Here is a 22,878-nt window from a genome sequence, read left to right as displayed (position 1 = left end):
TCACCTCATTAATTGTTTAATGGTCGCAAGTTGTTTCGCTAGGGCGTTATCCACCACCTTGGGCAGTAACGCATTGATTTTTGCAAAGAAGGACTCTTTGGCCCCGACACTGCGGCGGCGCTCGTCAGAGTCGAGTAAACGCATAAATTCTTCGGCCACATACTCCGGCGTATCCATGGCGTTACCCAATGCCTTATTGAGTGCCGTGACCTTGTCGCTGTTGATGGCCGTTTGTGTGGCACGCGGGGCAAAGTATTTAACCCGCACCTGAGTATCACTTAGCTCTCTGGCCAGCGCTTCACTAAAACCGCGCAAAGCAAACTTGGTGGCACAGTACTGGGCCTGTAACGGGTAACCTATGGCGCCAAACGAGGAGCCAATATTCACTATGGTGCCGCCACCTTGTTGCAGCAGAGGTAATAACCCTTGAGACAGCAACATGGGCGCACGGACATTGACCGCCAGCGCCGCGTCGAGATCACACTTGCTCAGGGATTCAAAGGGCACCATGGTGTTCACCCCGGCGTTGTTGACCAACAAATCACAGCGGCCAATATCGCCAAGTAGATCAACCACCCGGCTAATATCGGCGTCGTTGCTTAAATCCACCTGTAAGGCCAGATGATAAGACGCCTCGTCGCTTGGCAACTGTTGGCGCACCTGCTCCAAGGCCGGTAGATCGCGACCGAGTAAGATCATCCGGTAATTGCGGGCCGCCAATCGTTTGGCGATGGCACCGCCGATACCGCCGCTGGCTCCGGTCAAAACCGCAATCGGCGCGCTCATAACGCCTCCACTTCGGCGCTCAGGGGCGCCAGGCCATGGTTAGCATCCAGGGTGCGGAACATGTCGCCGTAGAGACGATAAAAACGCTTCGCCGCATTCACTATCACCTGCTGATCCTGCTCGTCGGTAATACGGTCCATCAGCCCCTGGAAGAACTTCACATGCTCTATATCCAAGGCACCATGGGAGGTGAGATAGCTAAAGGCTTTTTTTGGCAACCCCAGCTTAGTGCGTATGGTGTCGGCGGCATTGTCGGCCAGCGCAATGGACGTGCCTTCAAGCACATGCACCATGCCGAAGAAACTGAGCGGCGAAATACGCGCTATGCTGTCGTAGGCATAGCTGACCATCATCTCGGTGGCAAAATTGGGCTCGCTGTAACGGGCCTGCTCTTTATCAAAACCACAGGCCTTGATGTCATTGAGCACCCATTCCTGATGTCCCAATTCTTCTTCTATGTATTCGGCAATGGCGTCGCGTAACCATTCCTGCTCGCTGCTAATGCGGGCGCCACAGGCCATCAAAAGTGGGATCGTGTGTTTAACGTGATGAAAGGCTTGTTGTAAAAAGGCCACATAAAGGTCGACGCTGACCTGACCGGCCAACGCCTTTTGGATCACCTCGGCAGACAACAGGTATTGACGCTCTTGTTCGGTTTGTTCGACCAGTTTTTGGAAAAATAACATAGCGGACTACTCCTGATATAACTGAGAAATTTGTTGTGAAAAATGCGCATTGATAGCCGGGCGCTTGGGCCTTTGATTGGCACTGAGCAAGCCCTCGGCAGCACTGAGCGGCGCACTTAAACGCAGGGTTTTAACGATTTGCGCATACTCGGGCAGTTGCGCATTAGTGGCGTCGATAAGCGCCTCTAGCTGGGCGTCATCGACGGCCTCATGACAATAAATAAGGGCGCTCAAAAAAGCCTGACCTTCACCGACCACCACGGCTTGCAATATGGGCCCATGACTAAGCAAGAGCGACTCGGGCCACTCCGGGGAAATATTGCGCCCGGTGCTCAGAATAAGCTGGTTCTTTTTACGGCCAAGAATATGCAACTCGCCATTGTCCATGCGCACCAGATCGCCGGTGGCGAAGCCTTGTGACTGAGTGTTCGGCTCGCCAAGGTAACCAAGGAAGGTCGGTGCCTTGATGATCATTTCATCATCGCGTATTTCATAACGAACATGCGCCAATGGCTCGCCCACACCGGCGCCGTTGCCCGTTGCTAAACTCACCACCGAGCCTGCCTCAGACAAGCCATAGCCCTGATACACGGGCAGACCCAGATCATGGGCTCGTGCAATTAACTGAGGCGCAACCTTGGCACCACCGACGGCTATAAAGGTTAAGGAACTGGGTGCCTGCCAACCCGAAGCGCAGGCTTGCACCAGGGCTTTTAATAATTCCGGCACCAAAATCAGGGTATTGGGCTCTACCTCGCTAATGGTGGCCAAGAGCTTTTGTGGGGTAGTTAACCGGGCGCCGTCGAAGCCTAAGCTTGTCAGCGAAGGCACATAAATATCGCCACCGGCCAACATGGGCGCATAAACCCCGGCTACGTTTTCAAGCAACACGGGTAAGGGGAGCAAACATAAATGCTTGGGCGCATCCACTTTAGTGCGACTGACCAAGGACTCGGCGACATCAAACATATGCGCCGCGGACAGACACACGCCCTTGGGTTGACCGGTAGAGCCTGAGGTAAAAGTAATTTTTTGCGTGCCTTGGGGCACTGCGTGCTCGGGAGCCGCCAGATTACTCGGTTGCAGGGCAATGCTTTCACTGCCTATAGTCCAGGTCTGTGCGGCGTTTTTTGCCTGGTCGGCGGCGCCAATAATAAGTTCGGGACGCGCCTTATCCAGGGCAAACTGGCGTTGCTCGGGCGAAAAGAAGGCAGGCAAGGGCAAGGACACTAAGCCCGCCTGCATCAGGGCAAAATCAACCACCAGCCAGGGCAGGCCATTATCCAGCGCCACCGCCACACAGCTTAACTGCATGTCCTTTAGGTGCGTAGCCAGGCGCTCCACTTGCTGCCAAAACTGCGCTGCATCCATGTGCTGTTGCTCATCGACCACTTGACCGTGCCAAAGGCTGGTTAATTCGGCCATCATAAATGCGCCACCTCAACGGCCAGATTAGCGATATCATTCTGATAGGACTTGGCAAAATAGGACAGGGTGTCGGTGCTATCCACATGCTTACAAACCTGCGCCACATCCACCACACAGACCTGAGGTGTATTGGTGTAATAACTGCCCCAACTAAGCCCACAATCTGCCAGGCGCTCCGGCTTGGCATCGCCAAGTACTTCGAAGGGCGCACCAATGCGAGTAAGCAGGTTACGAATATGAGCGGTGGCACAAAATACCAGTTTGCGTTTATCGGCTCGTTGCAGCGCTTTGGCCAAGACTACAAAGTGTGCCAGCGTTGCCTGACTGTGGGTGGACACCAAATTACCCAGCTCGATACACTGAGACGGCAGGCATTGCCATTGCTGCAGGTGCTCGGCTAGTGGCTGATCCAAATATTGGTTAATAAACAAAGGCTGGCTGGCACTGCGCAAACCAAAACAGCAATAGCGCTGCTCGGAGTAACCAAGACAGGCCAACAGCGGCATAAACTCCTGCACATCGGCGCCATAATGCTTGGCAAACCCCGCTTGAATACGGGTCGCCAAACTACGATGGATGGGCTGCTCTGAATTGGCAACAAAATAACCTTGAGCGAGATACGCGGGCTCGGGTAACAGATTTTGCGACTGCATTGTGCCGTAGCTGAGCGATAAAGATTCCATAACAAACCCTACTGAAGATGAGGCGATGGAATCAATTTAGAAAGCGAAACTTAAGAAAGTCTTAAGAAACTTAAAAAAGAGAAAATAATTAATTTGCTGCGCCTGCACGCACTTACCGTGCACAGCCATTGACGAGCGCTGACACCCTTTTATTCCCGTATTTGCAAAAGACCAGTTTACATCTTTGTAACAAACTCGTTGCTTTAGATTCAGCGGTTTGCTATTTTCATGCGGCTAATTATTAAGCAAATTGAAGGACCTATGATGTTTACAATGAAAACAATAACAATAACAGTTGCACTTTCCTGCTCTCTTTTACTTCAAGGCTGTGCGCCCAGCTCATACAAGCTGAGTAAGCCACAACCTTCGCCAAATGCCTATGAGGCGACGGCTCAGACCAACCAGCAAAAAATACAGGTGGTCGACCAGCGCAGCGATAAAAGCGCGCCCTTCACTTCGGGTATTTTGCCCAGCGCCTTGATGTATGAAGGCACGGTACTCAAGCAAGTGGAGTTCCTCGAGGCACATTTAGCCGAAGAATTTGCCGCCCGTGATTTGCCCATCACCTTAGGTGAGGGCGAAAACAAGCTAGAGATCTTGCGTTTTAATATGCGCAACCATAGAACCAATGGTTTCACTCCTTTTATTACCTTCACCATGCTCAAAGGCAAACTGGAGACGACTAAAGGCAGTTATCCCGTTGCCGTCTATGTGAAGCGCGGCAAGGTGCCGGTGTGGAGCTTTGACGAAATTATTGAGCCAACGCTGAATGAACCCATGAGCCTGGTGGTTAAAGAATTAAGCGCAAAAATCAATCAGCAACTTATGGGCGGCAAGTTGTCCGATGAAAAAACCCAGACTCTGATCGACAGCATTAAGGGTGCCGGCGTTAAAGCCAACTACCTGGATGTGTATGAGCTTGGTTTTAGTAATAACCCAATTGCCCTGCCTTATTTGCGCGAACTGGTTAAATCTGAGGATGAATACCTTCGTCTCGCCGCCATCTCATCACTTGGTAATATGAAAGACGACGCCAGTGTGCAACTCTTAATTGACCTGTATGAAGGTACCGGCTCCTGGTCGGATCGCGCCATGGCGCTTAAGGCCTTGGGTGATATAGGCAATACCGTGAGCTATAGCTATTTGCAAAAGCAAAACGAAGTGCTGCAAAGTGACGGCTCTAAAGAAGGCTTGTGGAATCGCGAAATCATTCAGCTTTATTTATAAGCTGTAATTGCCCTGCAAGATAAAAAGGCCGCATCCTCTTGCGGCCTTTTTCTTTGCTATTTCCGCAACAAGCGGATCAGGGTAAACAAGGCGAGAGAGAACCAACCAAAGGAGCCCCCTCCGCCGCCAGAGCTAGAGACGGGAGGAGGGGGTGGAGGCGTTACTACGGGCACATCATTGACCGTGACCACCACACTTTGCTCGGCGCTTAACGCGCCATCGCTCACGCTCAGGGTAAAATGCAACTGCTGCTGACTACTCACTTGAGGCGCGGTAAAGCTGACACTGGCGGTTTGTGCGCCACTGAGGGTCACACTTGGCCCTTGTGTCTGCCGCCATTGATAACTGAGCTCATCACCATCAACATCCTCGGCCTGAGCGGTTAAGGTCACTTCGTCGCCTTCATCCACGGTTTGCGCCATCAACTCCACTAAGGTAGGAGCGCGGTTATCACAATTGTCTGGATCCGGGGCGCTGAGTTGGTAAAAGGCGGCACTGTCCATACCGGCTAGGGTGAGGTTATCTATCCACCAGCCGCTGTCATTAGCGTTAATATCTGTGCTGATGCGAAAACGCAGTTGCACCTGCTTTCCTGCCAACAGGGTGCCAAAGCTCACCTGCTCTTCGTTGCCAAGCACACCGCCACTGCTGTTACGACCCGTGTATGCGTTGCGCAACTGTAGAGATTGCGTTGGGCTCTCGTTAAGCGTGCCGTTGTAGCCAACACTAAATTGACCACCGGCCTCAGTCACATCCTGCCAGTCGCCATCATCGACCTTAATTTCAAGCACCGCGCCATCCCAGAATGCCTCCAAGGCATAGTAATGCCAAAATGACAGGCTGAATTCGCTCTGCGTCGACACCATAAAGGGTCGAGTTGTCAGCGCCACATCAGACTCATAGCCATTGTTATTGAGGAACAACGCCTGCTCTCCCAGCTCGAAACCGCCTTGCTCAAAGAGCGCGATTTGGTCCGAGTTATCAAAGCGCAAGGTGTTTTCTGCACGGGGGTCTGACTTCAGCAAGAGTAGCGGCAAATTGGCGCGACTGAGCACCGCCTTTTCCATATCATCGCCTTGACTGGCGCTAACAAGCGGCGCGTCAGTAAAGCTAAAGTTGACCGTGAAACGCTCGATCACCGCCTGTGGCTCGACGATATCGTCGCCAACGCTTTGCTCGGGGAAGCTCACCTCGATCTCGAGCTCACTGGCCACTTCGGCATTAAGCAGGTCAATGCTGATGGGCTCGCTCCAGGCCGACGCAAAGGGAGCAAGTTCTGCCACTGTGCTCTTGCCACCATTACCTAAAATCACACCTTGAGCGGACATAAGGGTAAATTGTACCGGTATATTGGTTAGAGTTTCGCTACCTGTATTGGTGAGCTGTACGCTAAGACGGCCACGCTCTCCCACGTCTAAAAAGCCATCCAAACTGCAATACAGATCGCTGTCGGCGTCGAGCTTAACTCCCTGGACGGCGAACGCGGCCAACTCGGTTTCAAATGATTCCACCACACCGGCCAAGGTGACGCTGTAACGCTCTGGCGACTGCGCCCCTAAGCCTAGACCGCGCCTAGCAAAGGCGGCCAAGGCCAAGCGATAGTCGGTCATATCCTCGGCGGCTATGGTAGCCAGTAGCGCATCCCGCGCCTCGGTGTAGAGCGGTGCAACCGGGGTCATCTTGTAACCGCCAATCAGATAACGGGCCATGCGTTGTTGCGCCTGGGCAAAACCATGACGGTTAATGAGCGCCACATAAGTATCCCATAGCACCGACGCCCATAACTCCCCCGGGTCATGGGGCGAGGCCACCGAGGTCGGCGGCAGATTGACATCGGCACCGGCACCTTCGCTAATGTGTCTAAAATTAAGAGGGTTAATAGTCTGATCCGGGGTGTAAGGAACACGGCGAAGACCAAAGTAAAAGTCTGACACATAGGTACTGATGGCATAGGGCTTAGTAAAATCACTGTTACCCGCAATTGACGCATCTTCTTCCTTGGCGATAAACATCAGAGAATGAAAGTCTCCCCACCCCTCGCCCATGGCCTGGCCCTGAAAGTTCACTAGGCCAGCGCCATTCCCTACCAGGCGATTGCTAATATAATGCCCCCATTCGTGAGCAATAATACCATTATCAAAGGTGCCGTCCTTCAATGGGTTGGTGTCGAACAGACGCACGTTGACCACGCCATTATTCAAGGCAGTATACAGTGATTGACCGTCGGCAAAGTTGAGTCCCATATTGCCTATGGTGATGCTGTCATCGACACCGCCCATGGGCGCCGCAGTCCCGTCATCAACATTATTAGTGATCAAAGCCCCTACAGCACCTGCGTTCTGGGCGTTTTTCACCTTGGTCACAAAGGTACAACTACCACGCTCGATAATGGCTACCTTGCCCACCAGTAGGCTGGGGTCGAGGGGCACTTCACAGCCATCATAGACGCTAGCGGAATCCACATCGTTGCCATCGTTATAGCGCACCAGCTCGGCGCTGATATCAAAGGCATCCGGGCCAAATTGCGAACGCCGCGACGAAGTTAACACTCCACCGGGGCCTATCACCCCATAGTCCTCTCCTACCCTGGCGTCTTTGGAGTTAAACACAAACATCTGCATGCGCGGGCTGGCCCCATCCGCAGGCGTTGCCATATTGGCATTATTCAGGCCACTGTAGTCCTGTGCTTCGGCATTAATCGGGTCGCCCTCAACACCGCCGCGACCATAGTTGCTCAGTTGCGCCACACCGGCACTTTCATCAAAGCCATGGTCGTAGAAAAAGTCGTGGAGAAAGTTATTCATATAAAACAGATTCACCACCGCAGCCTTAATATTGACCTCGGCGCTGGGTGGTAAGTCTGGGTCGAGCACATAATCAAAGGTAAAAGCCGAGGTGGTTTCGGCATTGAGATCACCGGCGCTAAAGCCTTGAGGCGCGTTGATATCGGCATAAGCATAGACATTGTTACCCTGGGTTTGGGTGGCCGTGTCGCTTAACCAAGGATCGGCTGTGGAAAGCCCTGAGTAATAACTTAGAGACACGAGATTGGCGTTGAGCACTGAAGTTTCATCTTCCTGCCCCAGCCCCATGGCCGGGATCACGTCGCCATGAGGGCCTTCCATCGGATAGCCGCTTTGTCCATCGGCATACACCCGATAGTTGTATGCCGTGGCATGACTTTGCAGATTCTTCTTGAACAGCACCTTGTTAGTGCCGCTGGCTATAACATAAGCAAAGTAATCACTCACCAAGGTGTCGCGGTTTTGCCGTTCAACCTCCACATAGTGAGCCGCCAATAGTTCTCCGTTAAGGGGGTAAAACACGGCTTTGGCGCGCACTCCAGCAAAGAGCTCATCGGCGTCGCTGCTGCCTACCCTAAACCAGTTATAGCCCTGTTGTGTGCCCATTGATTCAAGCTGCAGCGCAGCTCCACTAAGCTGATGCAAGGCATGGCGCACCGCGGTAGAGGCATGGCTAAAAGCAGTGAGGGCACTGAAATTCTGTGCCTCGGTAGGCACCTCGGCAAAATAGCCGGAGCTGGCCACTAGCTCGCCACGGCGGTCGAGCATCACGTTATAGTGGCGATTAAATACCTCAATACCCTGCACATACTGACGATAGCGTCCGATCACCGCGCCCTGACCCAGGTCATGCCAGTGACTAAGCTGAGCTTGATGCCCAGCTTGATGTTGAGCCGACTTATTGTTGGCAATGCCGCTTAAACGCTGCATATGTGCCTGGGCTTTTTGCTGCAGGGAACCCTGAGAAGTGAAGTTAAGTACCGATGTAGCCGGTGCCCAGACAAAGGTGGCTCGGTTAAGCAAGGGATCAAAGTGCGAGGACATACCGAGTTTGGTCTGTTGCTGGGCTAATCGCTGTTGTTCTTTGGCCAACAACTTGGGCGGTTGCGATTGTGCCTGATAATGATCTCCTGGCGCAAAGGCGCCATATGCCATCGGCATATTCAACGACAAGGTGAGGAAAAGTGTCGTCATGACCCGAGTCGGGATTGTAGTCGTGGCAGTCGTCTTGACCGGTCCCAAAACCACACCTGATTCTGGCTTGTTCCTAGGAGTAATACCTTGCTTTATAACCATAATATACCTTGCCTATTTGAAACCAATGCAACTACCCTATCTGTAGGGCAAGAGAAAAGTGAGCGAATAAGGTGCTAATACGATCCCTGTTAATGCTTTTAACGGTAACAACCTTAGCCGCATGTGGTGAGGACGAGCCAAAGCAATCATCACCCCAGCCCAGCACATCTGCACAGACCTATTTCACCTTAGACAACAATGGCGAAAAAATCCGCTGGCGGGGACAAAAGTTATTGCCAGGAACCCGTATCGACAACCTCAGCAACGGCGAACCAGGACTCGTGGGCAGAGATTTTGTCGTCACCAGTTCGGCGCTGCCCTATGAACAACTGACGCCCGAGTACAGAGTTACCCATATTGCCGGGGACAACTATCGCCTCAGCGCCACAGTGACTCTGGATATGGCCGCCGAACTGACTCGTTTAAAAACCATGCCCGAGCTCACCTTGGTCGAGCTGCAAATTGATTACAGTCCTCTGACCGAACTACCTCAATATTAGGCCGCTTTCACCCTCTTTTACCAGATTAGTAACGCATTGAATGTAAAAATAATTTGCTATACTAACGGTTTAATTTGCGAACAAGACAGAGACTATGGAAGGCACCTGGCCTCAACGCATCACTTTTTGGTTATTGCTACTTCTAGGCGGAGCTTCCCAGAGCTGGGCGCAACAAGCACCCGACTCAAGCCCGGCTCAAATTGAACAAAAGCCACGACGCTTTTTACCAGTACCCACCATTATTACCGAGCCAGCGGTTGGCGCCGGGCTGGGCTTGGCCGGGCTGTTTTTCCACGACAGCAAAAGCAATCAGGACAAGGCCACCACAGATACGCCTATTATGCCAAGCGGCATCAGCGTGATTGGCGGCGCCTATACCAGCAATCACTCCCACCTTTTTGCCCTGGGTCACCTTGCATTTTGGCGCCAGGACACCCTACGTTATCGCGGCGCTGTGGGTTATGGCGATATCAACCTCGATTTTTACAGCCTAGGCAAGCTGCAGTTAAGTGAGCCGCTAAAGCTCAACTTACGCGGACCGGCGTTAATACAAACCTTCAGCGCCCGCTGGCGCGACTCAAATTGGTTCTTTGGCGCCAAACAACTCTATCGCCATGTCGACATCAGCCTGGCCGAGTCACCTTTGCATGCCTTTGAAGGCCGCTGGGTCGATGAGGTAAATCATGCTCTTGAGCAAATAGAGCTGGAGAACAACACTTCTGGCTTGGGCCTGGTTGCCGAATACGACTCCACGGATAGCCCCTTTAGCCCCGAACTCGGCTATAACTACAATCTGGAATACATGATCTTTGATGGTGCCCTTGGCAGCGACAGCGACTACCACAGCTATGTGTTTAGCGCCCTAAACTACTGGCATTTGACCAATAAAGTACGCGTTGCCCTACGCCTGGATTATGAGGGAGTAAGCAATCAGGGCGCAGGCAATTTACCCGTCTATGTGCTGCCCTATATCGACCTACGGGGTATTGCCAAGTCGCGCTACCAGGGTGAAGATATAGCTGTTGCCGAACTTGAGCTCGGTTATCACCTCAACGACCGTTGGAAGCTGATTGCCTTTAGCGGCATAGGCCGTGCCGCCAATGGGTGGGATAAAATGTCTGCGGCCAGCAGCAAAACCACGCTTGGGACTGGGTTTCGCTACCTGGTCTCGCCACGATATGGCTTTCGCATGGGCATAGATGTCGCCCATGGCCCAGAAGAAAATGCGATATATATTCAAGCCGGCAGCAGTTGGTAGGCCACAACAATTATGAAATTTACTTACCCTGTTTGCAGTAAGGGACTTTGCTAATAAGGATAGAGAAATGAAATACGCTTTATTGACCCTGTGTGCGCTCCCCCTATGTAATAGTGCCTTAGCTCAAGAGCAAGACGTTGCCGATATGTCAGACCCGCTGGCAATTTATACCCAGGTTGGTGGCGGCGCCACCGACAAGGGACTGAACTTTAAACTGGGTAAGGCCTACGACACCGGGGATGATGCCACCGCCGCCCAGTTTGTGGTTGAGGCCAAGGGCCTGCTCGGCGATACCCTGGGCTGGCGTTCAGAGCGTCACACCACCGAGTCACTCGACTCGCTGCGTTTTCGCAACTTCGCCGTGACGCTAAAGAGCCTGCGCGCCACCCAACTCGATGTGAACTATAACTTTCGTGCCAATCTGGTCGCCGATGAAAGCGCCGACATTTCCTACTCTATTATCCAGGCACTGCCACCTAAGGGGGCATTCAACTTTTACCCCCTTGCCGGCGTAGGCGCCTCAGTCGGTAAGGATGAACGTCAAAGCGATGGCAGCGTAGACGATGGTTACTCGTTAATGGGCGGCTACGGCCTGATCGGTATGTATGCCAAGGTTAATTTAAGCGATAAGATCTGGCTGAACTACAATCCTTTTTGGCTGACAACCCTCACCGGTTCAAGCACCTACAAAGACAATTATTACGGCCTCAACGAGAGTAGTATTTTAACCCATGAGTTTGCCGCCAGTTATCAGATCACCCCACGCATGAATGTGCGTTACTTTGCCAACTGGAACGAAAACGTCGATATTTTCGATGGCGATCACCGCATCGAGTTTAATTACCAGCTTTAGGCTCTGTTGACCCCTGATCACGTTGCGCTGACGCGCTCGGCAGGATAAGTTATTGAATACAGGCTGATATATAGCCTTATACTGGCCGAAGGGCGTCAACTATGCATTTTCAGGGTTAGGGAAAATTATCGTCATGTATTTGGGTTTATTAAGGAACATAGCACTCGTTTTCACGTCATTTCTCTTGCTCGGCAGTGCTTATGCCGAGCCCCAGCAGTGTCAAAGCTGCCATCAGGAACAGGTTGCCGACTGGCAAGCCTCCCATCATTTCCGGGCCATGAATCCCGCCACCGCCGAGTTTGTCCTCGGTGCCTTTGATGGGCAGCGCATTGCCTTCGAGAAGCAGATGCTAACCCTTAGCAAGGAAGGGGATGATTTTGTACTGCACCGTGAATATCCAAACGGCAGCAAAGAGAGTGAAAAGGTTCACTACACCTTTGGTTATCAGCCCCTGCAACAATATCTGGTTGCAGACGAACGCGGCGGCTATCAGTTTATCCCTCTGGCGTGGGACAGCCGAACCAAGGAAGAAGGCGGCCAACGCTGGTTTATTTTGCACCCGCAGCAGCGCAGCACGGATGAATTTCATCACACCCAAATGGGACAAAACTGGAACCATATGTGCGCCGACTGCCACAGTACCGACTTTAAAAAGCAATTTTCCTCTCAATCGAATCGCTTCGCATCGAGCTATGCAGCCATCAATATCGATTGTGCCGCCTGCCACGGCGATAGCCAGCAACACCTGCAATGGGCCGAGGGCGACAAAAACATAGAACATAAGGGCTTTAGTAAAGACATAAGCACTCAGATAGCGCTTTTTAGCCGCGGTGCCGATGGCAGCCTATTACCTCAAGGAGAGGTAAAACAGACCGAGCAGATCGCTCAGTGTGCCACCTGCCATGCCAGGCGCTCGCAACTCGCGGACCGTGAACCTCACGCCGAGCTGTTAGATACCTTTAAGCCTGCCCTGCTCACACCGCAGCTTTATCATGTGGATGGGCAAATCCTCGACGAGGATTATGTCTGGGGCTCCTTTTTACAAAGCAAGATGTACGCCGCCGGCGTCACCTGTAGTAACTGTCATAACCCCCACTCGGGCAAACTAAAGCTGGACGGCAACCAAACCTGTACGCAGTGCCATGACAGCAGTCAATACCAAAGCACAGAGCATCATGGCCATACCCTTGGCAGCACCGGCAGCCAGTGCGTCGACTGCCATATGCCCAGCACCACCTATATGCAGGTTGATCCCCGCCGCGATCACAGTCTGCGCGTACCGCGCCCGGATCTCAGCATACAGACACAGGCACCGAATGCCTGTAACGGCTGCCATCAGGATAAAACCCCACAATGGGCCGTTAACGCCATTAAGACTTGGCATCCAGACTCTAACTACTTGGGAAAAAGCCATTTTTCTCAAGCCTTTTATGCCGCCGACCAAGGGTTGCCAACGGCGTCTCAATTGCTGACCCGTATCGCTCAAAGCAGTGAGTATACGGATATTATCCGCGCCTCGGCGCTGGCACGTATGGCCAGATACCCGGATAAAAATACCCTAGTCGCAATCAGCCGAGCCGTTAGGGATGAAGAGCCGTTAAAGCGTTTGGGGGCCATCGAGGCCGCAAGGGGGTTTCCATTGCCACAACGCTATACCCTGCTACAACCCTTGTTGGCTGACCCGCGTCTGGCTATTCGCACCGGTGCAGCCCGCGCTCTGGCGGCCATGCTGGTGGTCCCCTTTCCAAATAACTTACAGGATGCGCCCAGAGCCGAGTTGGCAAAAGCGTTAGAGGAATACCGACAAACGGAGCGTTACAATAGCGAGCGCGCCAGTAGCCATACCAATTTAGGTAACCTGGCCTTGGAGCTGGAGCAAATTAAAGTGGCCCACCAACACTATGAACAAGCCATTGCAGTGGAACCCATTTATATCCCCGCCTACGTTAACCTCGCGGATCTTTACCGGCGCCAAGGCGATGAAGGCAAGGTACGGGCAGTACTCACACAAGCATTGCAACAGGATGCCGACAATGCCGCTGTGCATTACGCCTTGGCCATGAGTTGGGTGAGAGAGAAAAACAGAACCAAGGCCAAAGAGCATCTTGCACTCGCCGCCCAATATGGCAGCGTAAATCATATCTACACTTACGGCTTGCTCCTGAACGAAATGGGTGAGACTCAGGGCGCTTTAACACAATTAGCGCGGGCCTTCGCCCTCGATAGCAATAACGCGGATCTGTGTTATACCCTGGTACAAATCCACATAAACGAGCAAAACTACCGCCAAGCTCTGCGCTATGCTACCCGGCTACAAGAGCTGGTGCCACGAGATCCTCAAATAGCGGCCCTAGTAGAAAAGCTTACCCTGATGCAGTCGGTCACGCCCTAGCTGAGTGCTCATAAGAATAAGGAGACAAGTGTGGCGCTAAAAATCCCACCTTTGGTTCTGGTGCTGCTCGCTGCACTGATAATGTGGCTGGTCGCAATCCTGACTCCGGATTTGACCTTCCAACTTTGGGGACGCCTAGGTTTTGCCCTGGCATTGGTGTCAACCGGTGGAGCTATCGCCACCCTTGGCGTGCTGCAATTTCGCCTGGCCCAAACCACGGTCGACCCACGCTACCCACAGCGCTCGGCGCGCCTGGTCAGCGGCGGCATTTATAAAATGAGTCGCAACCCCATGTACCTGGGATTCTTGCTTATGTTGAGTGGGTGGGCTCTTTGGCTTGCTAACCTAGCGACCATCCCCGTATTGCCTTTGTTTGTTATCTACCTCAACCGTTTTCAAATACGGCCGGAAGAGCATTTTCTCAGACAAACCTTTGGGGATAAATACAAGCGCTATTGCCGCCGAGTGCGGCGCTGGTTTTAAGGTCTTAAGGGATTATCAGTTAACCTCACTCGGCCACAGTGCAGCCGAGTGAGGATGAACTATCAGCGGTTAGTCGATGCCGATTTGGCCTTACTGATGGCCTCGTTAATATTCAGCGAAGCCGACTCTTGACGTGGCGGGAACTTTTCAAAGGTCTTGATATGTTCCGTCAACAAGGCGATGGCCGGTTGGAATACCCAGCTTTTCTTCATGATCTGATGAAAACCGGTGACCCCGTCATAGTGCTCCATGGGATCCTTACGCAGGTTAAATAACTTGGGCATGGTATGCGTTACCAGGTCTTCATAATAACGACCGCCAGGTTTAGAGGCAAAGTGCATCTTCCACGGACCAACGCGTACCGCGGTCAGCTGTGACTCGTAATAGTAGAAAAAGTGGTTACGCGCCGACTTTTCTACCTTGCCACGCCAGTACGCGAGGTTATTTTCACCATCGATATAGACATTAAATTCCTTTTCCATGGCTTTACGCAGATTTTTCTCCCCCACAGCCGCGGCTATGGTGGGGAACACGTCTTCATGTGAAGAAATGCCGTTGAGTTTTAACCCCGCCGGGATCTCCTTAGGCCAGCGCACCATAAAGGGCACGCGCACACCGCCTTCCCAGGTGGTCATTTTCTCACCGCGGAATTTAGTGGTACCGGCATCGGGCCAGGAGCTTTGCTCGGGGCCATTATCCGTGGTGTAGATCACTATGGTGTTGTCGGCAATCTTAAGCTCATCAAGCTTATCCAAAAGCTGGCCCACATGGCCATCATGCTCGATTAAACCACTGCCAAACACATCTTCTTCCGAGCTGATCTGCGTGGCCAGATGACGACTTTCGGGTTTAAGGTGGGTATACACATGCATGCGACTTGGCGCATGCCAAATAAAGAAGGGCTTATCCGCTTTGACCGCACGCTCCATAAAATCCAGGCTGCGAGCGAGCACCTCTTCATCGAATGTTTCCATGCGCTTGCGAGTGAGCGGGCCGGTATCTTTAATACGACCATCGGCATAGGCCTCTATGACCCCACGCGGGCCGAACTTTTTCTTAAAGTCTTTGCCCTTGGGGTAATCCTCCTGCTCTGGCTCCTCGGAAACATTGAGGTGATAGAGGTTACCGAAGAACTCATCAAAGCCATGACGGGTGGGTAAATGCTCATCCAGATCGCCTAAATGGTTTTTACCAAACTGCGCCGTCATATAGCCTCGCTCTTTCAAAAACTCGGCCATGGTCGGATCCGCTTCTTTAATGCCCAGCGGGTTACCCGGCTGCCCGACCGTGGTCAAGCCGGTGCGCACCGGCAACTGACCCATTAAAAAGGCCGCACGTCCGGCGGTGCAACTGGGCTGGGCATAGTGATCGGTAAACAGCGCGCCTTCATTGGCGATACGATCGATATTGGGGGTGTTATAGGTCATGCCGTGCGAGTATGCGCTCAGTGACAGTTGCGCAACATCGTCGACCATAATGGCAAGTACATTAGGATCATCTTTCGCATTTACCGCCAGCGATAACAATCCTGCCATTACACCTATCAATGGCAATTTCATAACTTCTCCTTGATTATTAGCAAGATAAAAATAAGTTTTAAACTACATCGATAAATAAATTTTGAGCCCTAGTAACTATAGACGAAGGTTGAGAAATAACGATGATTTATCAAAAAAAGGGACATCTTTTGTGATTAAAATCAAATACCAAGGCATCGGCTAGATAAAATAATCAGTTTCCTTGTTGTAATACCGGGAACTGCTATAACTTATGGGGACTCATATAATTTCAAGGAGAGAGCTATGTTACGTTTCGCTGTATTTATATCCTGCCTATTAACCTGTATTCCCAGTTTTGCAGCAGATAAGCCCAATATTCTGGTGATTTGGGGCGACGATGTGGGTATGTGGAATATCAGCGCCTACCACCGCGGCATGATGGGGGGCAGCACCCCAAATATCGACCGTATCGCTAATGAAGGCATGATGTTTATGGATCATTACGCGCAGGCTTCCTGTACCGCAGGTCGCGCTGCGTTCCTTCTCGGCCAATACCCTATCCGTACAGGTTTGAGTACTGTGGGCTTACCCGGTGCCAAGGAGGGGATACAAACATCCGATCCAAGTTTAGCGACTATGCTTAAAGCACAAGGCTATACAACAGGTCAGTTTGGTAAGAATCACCTAGGTGACCGTGACGAGCACTTACCGACCAACCACGGCTTTGATGAGTTTTACGGCATTCTTTATCACCTCAATGCCGGTGAATATGCTGAGCAATATGACTACCCACAAGATAAAGAGACGCAAGAGCGCGTTGGCTTAGCCCCCATGCGCGGTGTTACTCACTCCAAGGCTTTGGCAAATGGCAAGCAAGAAATCAAAGACTTAGGCCCCTTCGGTAAAGAAAGACAACGTAATATCGATGAAGAAGTTCTGGTTGAGTCCAAACGCTTTATTCGCGATGCGGTCAAAGCCGATACGCCATTTTTTGTCTGGCATAACACCACCCGCATGCACTATCGCACCAACCTTAATGAGTATTATGAAGGCCGCAGTGGTTACGGCATTTATGCCGATGGCATGATGGAAATGGATGATGATGTGGGCGAGTTACTTAACCTACTCGACGAATTAAAGGTGGCCAATAACACCATAGTAATGTTCTCGACCGACAATGGTGCCGCCTCTAATTCCTGGCCCGATGGCGGCAATCAACCCTTCCATGGTGAAAAAGGTGTAGGCGGCTGGGAAGGCGGTTTCCGCGTTCCCCTTGTTGTTAAATGGCCGGGTAAAATCCCCGCGGGCGTCAGCACCGGCGAATTTATGACCATGGAAGACTGGCTACCCACCCTAATGGCCTGGGTTGGTCAGGGCAACCTTAAAGAGGAGCTGCTTAAGGGTAAAAAGATCAATGGCCGAAAATACAAGGTGCACCTCGATGGCTATGATCAAAGCGACTTGCTCCTTAATCAGGGCAAAACCAAGCGTAAAGACTTCTACTACTTTACCGAAGCAACGTTTCATGGATTACGTCATGGCGATTGGAAGTTATTGTTTAAAGAGCAGAATCACTGGTTTAGGGCTACACAGCAATCGTTAACCTCCCCCTATATCACTAACCTCAAACTCGATCCGTTCGAGCGCTTCCACGAAGCCCGCGGCTATGATGAATGGGCGGAAAATCGCAGCTGGATCTTAGGCCCAGCCGGCAAGCAAATTGCGGAGTTTGTTGAGACCTTTAAAGAATTTCCACCGACGCAGAAGAGCATGAGCTTGCAGGTAGATGACGTCAGCAAGTTTATTAATAACCAGGCTATCAGCCGCTAGCTATACATCACAGGCAGGGTTCATCCCCTGCCTGATTTAGAGCGATAAAGCACTCTGGGTAGCGACAGCTAAATAAAATGCTTGCTTTATCTTTTTTACATGGGTATATTGTCGGATTGCTTGCTCATCCTAAATCAGTAAGCAATGCACATATTAAATGTGCGCGTGTGATGCCTTTCCTTGATCCAGTCAGTTCCATCCCGAAATTTATAACGCCTTAAAAGTCTGACAAAGATTAACCGGGTACTGCCGTTTTGTAACAGCAGCTAGCCCCAATGCCGCGCAATTGACGCCGCTTTCCAGACGATAATAAGGCAATTTGAATGCGCCCTTCGGCGCCAATAAATGAGTTTTATTATGTCCTATTTATATAACAATCAACGTATTGATATTACCTTGCCGATCGCAGGTATTTCTATCAACAAACGCCGCATGGCCATTAGTCACCATCAAGGCAAAAGCTATATCGAGTTTGCAAATAACGCCGATATGCAAGGCTTTATGCAGTGGCTAAAGGGCCAGGCCTAAAACCAAAAAAGGGAGCGTTTAGCTCCCTTTTTTATGCCTTAAAACCCGAGGCAAACCTAATTGCGGTTAACTTTCACCGCGCACATTCAAAATTGGTAAAATCTCCCTGCGCGCCGCCCCTTATCTGAGCGCCTTAAAAGCGTTACACTCATACTCCTGTTTATAGCAAGGCGATCAGTGGCCATGAATTACCTCGCCCATCTGTATTTAGCTCAGCCCACTGCCGACTCCCACTTTGGCAACCTGCTCGGTGATTTTCGCCGCGGCCTGGTTCATCAACAATGGCCCAAGGCGGTGCAATTAGGTTTAGAGAATCACTTACTGGTGGACAGGTTTACCGATAAGCACAGCAGTGTGCGTGCCGCAACTAGCTTATTTTCGCCACAACGACGACGCTTCGCGCCGGTAGCATTGGATGTGCTGTTTGATCATCTGCTGATCCGTCATTGGCAAGACTTTACCAGCAACGAATTTAACGATTTTTGCCAGCAAAGTTACCAGCTTCTCAACACTCGCACCGAGCTGATGCCCGAGCGTATGCAACATGTGGTGGGGAAAATGTGCGAACAAAACTGGTTTGCTACCTATGCCGAACTCGATGGCGTTGCCCTGGCACTGGATAGGATCGCTAGCCGGATCCGTTTTCGCAATGACTTTACTGGCGCAATCGAAGATATTGAGCGCCATTTCGATGCCTTTGAAGCCCATTTTTTGGCCTTCTTCCCCGAGCTTATCACCCATGTGCAAACCCATAACCTTGAATTGGTGAACATGGATTCGAACGCCTTGCCCGCGCCATTGAAATATCGGACATAAAGTAGCCGCTCACAGAGCTAATACACAGGGCTGCAAGGCTTAGAGTTAACAGATCAAGAACATTCGAGATGAAGATGACAAAGGGCGTAAGTAAGGTTACTAAGGGCTTTATTGCTTTTTTATAGCAATTTCAATTTTTATGCTCAAAGCAAGCTAGGGGATGAAGCTTAAGAAAGCTTTAATAAAAAACGAGAGGTAAAAATAGTGGTAAAGAGGAAGGTAAACGGGTGGAGCGAGGGTGCCCCACCTGGATATGCCAGCTAATTAGATAGCTGTAACGTCAGAAGCTTGAGGGCCTTTAGCGCCTTCTTCAACGTTAAATTCAACTTGCTGACCTTCTTGAAGGGTACGGAAACCGCCTTCAGCAACGATAGCACGGAAGTGTACAAACACGTCTTTGCCGCCATCAGTAGGAGTAATAAAACCAAAGCCTTTTGCTTCGTCGAACCATTTAACTGTACCAGTTGTTTTAGACATAGTGTCTCCAAAATATTTAAATTAAATAATGTGTTGCGTTGCAACATCAGAATTGCCGAACTAAGTACTAGCTAACACGAGTGGCTTACGCTGCATAAATTCGGGTGGAACACTAACTGGGTAGAACACACGAAGAACTGAAGTACAAAAGCAAAATCGAATCTGGGTAGAACTCATCAGACGCGAGCATCCTAACACAAGGGGACGAGATCACCTAAGGTTTACGACATTTTTTTGTACAATTTTCACCCAACAAGTTCATAACCCCCATTGCCGAGCCCTTGTTACCGACTTTGCTTGGTGTTTATTATGAATCTGATATCAATGTGTTACATTAATGTTCAGGTTTAAACTTAGTTTTAACTATATCGAGTTAAACATTCCCTAACCTTAGATATAACAAGAACAAAGGACTTCTTATGCGACATCAACTTGCGGCAATGGCGCTGGGCCTATCGGCGGCTTTGTTAAGCACCACGTTAAGCGCTGCCCCTGAACCATTCGAATATCAAAAACAAGGACGAGGCATGGCATCCGAATCTAAGATGCGCGGCGTCTATGATCTGATCCCTAACCCCAGTGGCGATGCCGCTAAGGCGCGTTTGGCTATTCTCCAAGGCATGCAAAAAACCAAGGGCGTTGCCTGGCTACTGGAGCAAGAAGGCGACGGCTATATTCTGGCGCGCTGGGATTACAAGGGCCACACCATTTTTCATCGCATTGAATACAACGGCGAAGCGGTACAAATCAAATATGCAGGTGGCCTAAACGATTACCAATGTGAAAAACTGGTCGGCGATTATTGCTACAAAACACATAGAAACTATTACAAATACAACCGCTCGCTGGTCAAGCAGTTGAAAATCGCCTTGCAGGGAGTCTAAAGCATGAAAAATATAAAAAGCACCTTGTCGTCGTTATTGCTCACTGCCACCCTGAGCTGCACCTTAGTTAGTCAGGTTCACGCAGAAACAAATCAATCATTTACCATGTATGACGATCCATTGTTGTTGCAACCCTATGTCACCGAACCCGCCAAGGTGATCAAACTGGGCATGAACCAATATCAATGGCGCAGTGTTAACCAAACGCCGGACACAATCGAGGCGGAGCTGGACTACAAGGGCTACGTGCTGCGCGTCAATATCCATTACAACAGCGAAAAGATTTGGTTTGAGGCCATTTCAAGCGTTAACAATGACTGTAAAAAGCCACCTTGCGAAGTTGAGCAGCGCCATATTGACCGCTGGCGTACCGGCCTGCGCCGTGGTATTGCCAAGGCGATCACCGACTTAGCGGTGAAAGATGCCTATCAGCAAGTGTATCTGGATAAACCAGAGCCCTGAGCAATCTCGACCCCAAGGTGGCCTATAGGCCGCCTTGATTTACCTTCCTCACTTACCCGAATACATTTCAATAAATTAAAACATAGAGTTAAAAATTAAATTTTGGATGTCAGGATGACTAAATTTAGTGCCATTCTATTGCTGCTTATCTCCCTTAGCCTCAATGCCAAAGTCGCTTATGTGGCCTTGGGTGACTATCGGGTCGAATACGAATTGCGAGGCGACTCTAAAGCCACCTTGCTGCTCGAGGCCGGTGGCTCGGCCGGCCTAGAAGACTGGAACCCCATCTATGACCGGCTTACCAGCGAGTATCGTACCCTGCGCTATTCACGTATTGGTAACGGCGGTTCCACCGCGGTGCGCAAAAATTACAGCTCAGAAGAATACGCCGATGAGGCGCTGGCACTGCTTGATGCCCTGAAAATTGATGGTCCGGTTATTTATATCGCCCACTCGTATGGAGCCTATATTGCCCGTACCTTCGCCGCTCGATATCCAGAAAAAGTAGCGGCGCTAATGCTTATCGAGCCGGCGTCCGAGCATGATGTTGATATTATGCGTCAGATCGATTTAGCCAAGGCGGAGCAGGAAATAGCCGAGGTAAAGCGTGATGACATGAAAAACGGTATGTCGAATCAGTACCTCGACTTTTGGGCTAAACGTCCCTTGCCCGATCACCCGGAGATAGCCGATATTCCGGTAACGGTAATCGCCTCGATTAAGCGCTATGAAAATCCGCCGCTGTTATTTTATACCGATAAGGCCAGAGTGATGTGGGGCGAACTGCACAGAGATTGGGCGTTGGCCTTCCCGCAAGGGAAAATCGTCCTCACGGATAAAAGCTACCATTTTCCGCAACGGGATGAGCCCGAGATGGTGCTCGAGGAAATTAAGGCGCTGGTTCAGCGCACTACAAAATCAAAATAGGTATTGGGATAGGGCTGGGGTTTCAATGAAAAGTGCCACCATTCCAAGGGGTAAGGAGCGAAGCCCTGGGCCATCATTAAATCCCGCAACAAGTAACGGTTTTTTCGCTGCACCTCACTAATGCGTGGATCGTCTGTGTTCGATAAAGTATCGAACATATCAAAGGGCGAACCCATATCCAGTTCTTTGCCACTGCTGCTGTCCACCAGGGTCAAATCGACCGTGGCGCCACGACTGTGGCCAGACTGAGCGGCAATATAGCCTCCCAATAACTTATCCTTAGCTAAATTCGGATAGTACTCGTCCTTAGTTTTAATATCGTTATCATCTTCAACCCAGCGCACAAAATGATCCACCGCGCGCTGCGGCCGATAACAATCAAACACCTTTAGTGTAAGACCTCGCGCTTTGGCCGCCTGCTGCACTTGCGCCAACGCCTTAGCTGCGTTGCGCTGTAAAATGCACTTGGGCGCCTCATAACCCTCTACTTTAATGCCGACAAAATTGTTACTGCCAAAGTAGCGAATATCCATTGCTATGCTGGGGTCCAGCTCGCCCAGGGCAATAAAGTCCTCGGGCATAACATTGGTCGAGCTAGCACATGCAGAAAATAATAATGGAGCAATACAGAAGATAATCTGCTTTTTCATAAAGCCAAGCCTACTCACTTGAGAGTTGTTTATTTAACATACCCCAATTAAAACAGTGGATAAAGGCCACAGCATCCCTTGGGTTTTAACAGGCATAAAAAAATGCCGCTTACCGAGAGGGTAAGCGGCATTAAGCTGTTAACTAGGTTGGGTTAGTTAAGCTTTTTTACGGCGTAACCAGGCTAGCGGGCTAAGAAGTAATAACCAGGCTAGTGAACCTGAGCTTGATTTGCTCTCTGGCTCTGGCACTACTGTGATTTGCTCAGCAGTAATAGTTACAACTACTTCACGTGTCGTGACCATTTCGCCATCGCTTACGCTCACAGTGAAGGTATGCTCACCTTCGCTCAGGCCAGTCACATTGGTTACAGCCGAGTTTGGAGACTCAATTGTACCCGGACCTTCCCAC

Annotated in this window: 21 protein-coding genes; 12 read left to right on the top strand and 9 right to left on the bottom strand. The window is 50.8% G+C overall.

Going from position 1 to position 22,878, the window contains the following annotated elements:
• The 4 genes from C2M35_RS13965 to C2M35_RS13950 are packed head-to-tail and all read right to left on the bottom strand — an operon-like array spanning position 1 to position 3,583.
• Positions 1–786 (bottom strand): SDR family oxidoreductase, encoded by a 786-nt coding sequence (locus tag C2M35_RS13965; RefSeq protein WP_105265601.1) that lies wholly within the window; start codon positions 784–786, stop codon positions 1–3.
• Positions 783–1,472, bottom strand: a complete 690-nt coding sequence (locus C2M35_RS13960; RefSeq protein ID WP_105265600.1) for a TenA family transcriptional regulator — start codon at positions 1,470–1,472, stop codon at positions 783–785. Before C2M35_RS13960 ends, C2M35_RS13965 begins: the two co-directional genes overlap by 4 nt.
• Positions 1,473–1,478: 6 nt before the next feature.
• Positions 1,479–2,900: an AMP-binding protein gene (locus C2M35_RS13955; RefSeq protein WP_105265599.1), complete on the bottom strand. Its 1,422-nt coding sequence runs from the start codon at positions 2,898–2,900 to the stop codon at positions 1,479–1,481.
• On the bottom strand, positions 2,897–3,583 hold the full coding sequence (locus C2M35_RS13950) for a thermostable hemolysin (RefSeq protein WP_105265598.1): 687 nt from the start codon (positions 3,581–3,583) through the stop codon (positions 2,897–2,899). Before C2M35_RS13950 ends, C2M35_RS13955 begins: the two co-directional genes overlap by 4 nt.
• A 273-nt stretch (positions 3,584–3,856) precedes the next feature.
• Here C2M35_RS13950 and C2M35_RS13945 point away from each other — a divergent pair, with 273 nt between their 5' ends.
• Positions 3,857–4,810 (top strand): HEAT repeat domain-containing protein, encoded by a 954-nt coding sequence (locus C2M35_RS13945; RefSeq protein WP_158677990.1) that lies wholly within the window; start codon positions 3,857–3,859, stop codon positions 4,808–4,810.
• Positions 4,811–4,866: 56 nt separating this feature from the next.
• On the opposite strand, the gene C2M35_RS13940 is transcribed toward C2M35_RS13945, so the two are convergent.
• Positions 4,867–8,808, bottom strand: a complete 3,942-nt coding sequence (locus tag C2M35_RS13940; protein WP_158677989.1) for a rhombosortase-dependent M36 family metallopeptidase — start codon at positions 8,806–8,808, stop codon at positions 4,867–4,869.
• Between the two features lie 194 nt (positions 8,809–9,002).
• Here C2M35_RS13940 and C2M35_RS13935 point away from each other — a divergent pair, with 194 nt between their 5' ends.
• From C2M35_RS13935 to C2M35_RS13915, 5 genes are all read left to right on the top strand, one after another.
• Complete coding sequence (locus C2M35_RS13935) at positions 9,003–9,410, top strand: hypothetical protein (RefSeq protein ID WP_105201249.1); 408 nt, start codon at positions 9,003–9,005, stop codon at positions 9,408–9,410.
• Between the two features lie 94 nt (positions 9,411–9,504).
• The gene (locus C2M35_RS13930; RefSeq protein WP_105265596.1) at positions 9,505–10,668 is read left to right on the top strand and encodes a BamA/TamA family outer membrane protein; all 1,164 of its coding nucleotides are present in this window, start codon (positions 9,505–9,507) and stop codon (positions 10,666–10,668) included.
• A 67-nt stretch (positions 10,669–10,735) separates the two neighbouring features.
• On the top strand, positions 10,736–11,521 hold the full coding sequence (locus tag C2M35_RS13925) for a hypothetical protein (protein WP_105201251.1): 786 nt from the start codon (positions 10,736–10,738) through the stop codon (positions 11,519–11,521).
• Positions 11,522–11,654: 133 nt separating this feature from the next.
• Positions 11,655–13,913 carry a tetratricopeptide repeat protein gene (locus C2M35_RS13920; RefSeq protein WP_105265595.1) on the top strand — a complete coding sequence of 753 codons (2,259 nt, stop codon included), beginning with the start codon at positions 11,655–11,657 and terminating at the stop codon, positions 13,911–13,913.
• Between the two features lie 30 nt (positions 13,914–13,943).
• Positions 13,944–14,396 (top strand): methyltransferase family protein, encoded by a 453-nt coding sequence (locus tag C2M35_RS13915; protein WP_234000071.1) that lies wholly within the window; start codon positions 13,944–13,946, stop codon positions 14,394–14,396.
• A 62-nt stretch (positions 14,397–14,458) separates the two neighbouring features.
• On the opposite strand, the gene C2M35_RS13910 is transcribed toward C2M35_RS13915, so the two are convergent.
• A complete protein-coding gene (locus C2M35_RS13910; RefSeq protein ID WP_105213796.1) occupies positions 14,459–15,955 on the bottom strand; it encodes an arylsulfatase in 1,497 nt (498 codons plus the stop codon).
• Between the two features lie 243 nt (positions 15,956–16,198).
• Here C2M35_RS13910 and C2M35_RS13905 point away from each other — a divergent pair, with 243 nt between their 5' ends.
• The 3 genes from C2M35_RS13905 to C2M35_RS13895 all read left to right on the top strand — a co-directional run bounded on the left by C2M35_RS13905 (position 16,199) and on the right by C2M35_RS13895 (position 19,069).
• Positions 16,199–17,725: an arylsulfatase gene (locus C2M35_RS13905; protein ID WP_105265594.1), complete on the top strand. Its 1,527-nt coding sequence runs from the start codon at positions 16,199–16,201 to the stop codon at positions 17,723–17,725.
• A gap of 357 nt (positions 17,726–18,082) precedes the next feature.
• Positions 18,083–18,253: a hypothetical protein gene (locus C2M35_RS13900; RefSeq protein WP_158677988.1), complete on the top strand. Its 171-nt coding sequence runs from the start codon at positions 18,083–18,085 to the stop codon at positions 18,251–18,253.
• 183 nt (positions 18,254–18,436) lie between these two features.
• On the top strand, positions 18,437–19,069 hold the full coding sequence (locus C2M35_RS13895; protein WP_105265593.1) for an acyl carrier protein phosphodiesterase: 633 nt from the start codon (positions 18,437–18,439) through the stop codon (positions 19,067–19,069).
• Positions 19,070–19,333: 264 nt separating this feature from the next.
• Here the strand turns inward: C2M35_RS13895 and cspE are convergent, their stop codons facing one another.
• The gene (cspE, locus tag C2M35_RS13890; protein WP_105189283.1) at positions 19,334–19,546 is read right to left on the bottom strand and encodes a transcription antiterminator/RNA stability regulator CspE; all 213 of its coding nucleotides are present in this window, start codon (positions 19,544–19,546) and stop codon (positions 19,334–19,336) included.
• A 419-nt stretch (positions 19,547–19,965) separates the two neighbouring features.
• Between cspE and C2M35_RS13885 the strand changes: the two genes are divergently transcribed.
• From C2M35_RS13885 to C2M35_RS13875, 3 genes are all read left to right on the top strand, one after another.
• Entirely contained in the window at positions 19,966–20,430 is a 465-nt protein-coding gene (locus C2M35_RS13885) for a hypothetical protein (RefSeq protein ID WP_199774433.1), read from the top strand.
• Positions 20,431–20,433: 3 nt separating this feature from the next.
• Positions 20,434–20,892, top strand: a complete 459-nt coding sequence (locus C2M35_RS13880; RefSeq protein ID WP_105265592.1) for a hypothetical protein — start codon at positions 20,434–20,436, stop codon at positions 20,890–20,892.
• Between the two features lie 114 nt (positions 20,893–21,006).
• Entirely contained in the window at positions 21,007–21,819 is an 813-nt protein-coding gene (locus tag C2M35_RS13875) for an alpha/beta fold hydrolase (RefSeq protein WP_105265591.1), read from the top strand.
• Here C2M35_RS13875 and C2M35_RS13870 read toward each other — a convergent pair.
• Both C2M35_RS13870 and C2M35_RS13865 read right to left on the bottom strand, forming a co-directional pair.
• Positions 21,795–22,469, bottom strand: a complete 675-nt coding sequence (locus C2M35_RS13870) for a M15 family metallopeptidase (RefSeq protein WP_105265590.1) — start codon at positions 22,467–22,469, stop codon at positions 21,795–21,797. The two genes, C2M35_RS13875 and C2M35_RS13870, sit on opposite strands and share 25 nt — an antisense overlap.
• Before the next feature lie 156 nt (positions 22,470–22,625).
• Positions 22,626–22,878: hypothetical protein (locus C2M35_RS13865; RefSeq protein WP_158677987.1), on the bottom strand; the 253-nt coding region annotated here is incomplete at its 5' end.

Source organism: Pseudoalteromonas sp. T1lg76 (assembly GCF_002964725.1).
Lineage (GTDB): Bacteria > Pseudomonadota > Gammaproteobacteria > Enterobacterales > Alteromonadaceae > Pseudoalteromonas.
Note: the sequence above shows the minus strand (reverse complement) of the source record. Positions and strands in the feature narration are given on the sequence as shown.

Excerpts from the sequence above, each read along its gene's own strand:
- C2M35_RS13885 (WP_199774433.1), top strand. The coding sequence starts at position 19,966 with ATGCGACATCAACTTGCGGCAATGGCGCTGGGCCTATCGGCGGCTTTG.
- C2M35_RS13925 (WP_105201251.1), top strand. The coding sequence starts at position 10,736 with ATGAAATACGCTTTATTGACCCTGTGTGCGCTCCCCCTATGTAATAGT.
- C2M35_RS13955 (WP_105265599.1), bottom strand. The coding sequence starts at position 2,900 with ATGATGGCCGAATTAACCAGCCTTTGGCACGGTCAAGTGGTCGATGAG.
- C2M35_RS13880 (WP_105265592.1), top strand. The coding sequence starts at position 20,434 with ATGAAAAATATAAAAAGCACCTTGTCGTCGTTATTGCTCACTGCCACC.
- C2M35_RS13965 (WP_105265601.1), bottom strand. The coding sequence starts at position 786 with ATGAGCGCGCCGATTGCGGTTTTGACCGGAGCCAGCGGCGGTATCGGC.
- C2M35_RS13940 (WP_158677989.1), bottom strand. The coding sequence starts at position 8,808 with ATGACGACACTTTTCCTCACCTTGTCGTTGAATATGCCGATGGCATAT.
- cspE (WP_105189283.1), bottom strand. The coding sequence starts at position 19,546 with ATGTCTAAAACAACTGGTACAGTTAAATGGTTCGACGAAGCAAAAGGC.
- C2M35_RS13900 (WP_158677988.1), top strand. The coding sequence starts at position 18,083 with ATGTCCTATTTATATAACAATCAACGTATTGATATTACCTTGCCGATC.
- C2M35_RS13895 (WP_105265593.1), top strand. The coding sequence starts at position 18,437 with ATGAATTACCTCGCCCATCTGTATTTAGCTCAGCCCACTGCCGACTCC.
- C2M35_RS13910 (WP_105213796.1), bottom strand. The coding sequence starts at position 15,955 with ATGAAATTGCCATTGATAGGTGTAATGGCAGGATTGTTATCGCTGGCG.
- C2M35_RS13935 (WP_105201249.1), top strand. The coding sequence starts at position 9,003 with ATGCTTTTAACGGTAACAACCTTAGCCGCATGTGGTGAGGACGAGCCA.
- C2M35_RS13920 (WP_105265595.1), top strand. The coding sequence starts at position 11,655 with ATGTATTTGGGTTTATTAAGGAACATAGCACTCGTTTTCACGTCATTT.
- C2M35_RS13945 (WP_158677990.1), top strand. The coding sequence starts at position 3,857 with ATGAAAACAATAACAATAACAGTTGCACTTTCCTGCTCTCTTTTACTT.
- C2M35_RS13875 (WP_105265591.1), top strand. The coding sequence starts at position 21,007 with ATGACTAAATTTAGTGCCATTCTATTGCTGCTTATCTCCCTTAGCCTC.
- C2M35_RS13870 (WP_105265590.1), bottom strand. The coding sequence starts at position 22,469 with ATGAAAAAGCAGATTATCTTCTGTATTGCTCCATTATTATTTTCTGCA.
- C2M35_RS13905 (WP_105265594.1), top strand. The coding sequence starts at position 16,199 with ATGTTACGTTTCGCTGTATTTATATCCTGCCTATTAACCTGTATTCCC.
- C2M35_RS13930 (WP_105265596.1), top strand. The coding sequence starts at position 9,505 with ATGGAAGGCACCTGGCCTCAACGCATCACTTTTTGGTTATTGCTACTT.
- C2M35_RS13950 (WP_105265598.1), bottom strand. The coding sequence starts at position 3,583 with ATGGAATCTTTATCGCTCAGCTACGGCACAATGCAGTCGCAAAATCTG.
- C2M35_RS13960 (WP_105265600.1), bottom strand. The coding sequence starts at position 1,472 with ATGTTATTTTTCCAAAAACTGGTCGAACAAACCGAACAAGAGCGTCAA.